Source organism: Achromobacter sp. Marseille-Q0513 (assembly GCF_018195695.1).
In the GTDB taxonomy this organism is placed as follows: Bacteria; Pseudomonadota; Gammaproteobacteria; order Burkholderiales; family Burkholderiaceae_B; genus Achromobacter.
Genome location: NZ_JAGTJY010000582.1, coordinates 1 through 395, shown reverse-complemented (window position 1 = coordinate 395; position 395 = coordinate 1). Strand labels below are relative to the sequence as shown.

1 protein-coding gene is annotated in these 395 nt (G+C 63.8%); it reads left to right on the top strand.

The window, feature by feature from the left end:
• Nucleotides 1-236 precede the first annotated feature (236 nt).
• Nucleotides 237-389, top strand: coding sequence for a hypothetical protein (locus tag KDH83_RS31850; RefSeq protein ID WP_212323185.1), 153 nt, complete (start codon nucleotides 237-239; stop codon nucleotides 387-389).
• Nucleotides 390-395 lie beyond the last annotated feature (6 nt).

Here is a 395-nt window from a genome sequence, read left to right as displayed (position 1 = left end):
GACGCCAAGGGCGAGAAGCGGCAGCGCAAGGTAATCATCGCGACGGACATGCAAATGCTTGGCGGCGGCGCGCGCGATAGCGCGGCCGAAGGCGCCGAGGGTGCGACGGTTGACCAGCGCGAGCAATCGAGCACCGCCCTGGACGACATTCCCTTCTGACGACACAAATGAAAAGCCCCCGCCGGCGGCAACCGGCAGGGGCGACATCTCAACCCCCCCTAGCAAGGAGAACTGTGATGAAGCTCGACTTTATCAGATTGGCAAACGATATGCGATGCGCGCACACCCAGGGCGTGCCGTTCCGACTTCCCGCGATGACGATGCGTGACCTTGGGACGCTCCTCGCGCTGCTCATGATCGACGCGCCCGCCTCGACGCTGCTGCACTGAACCAAC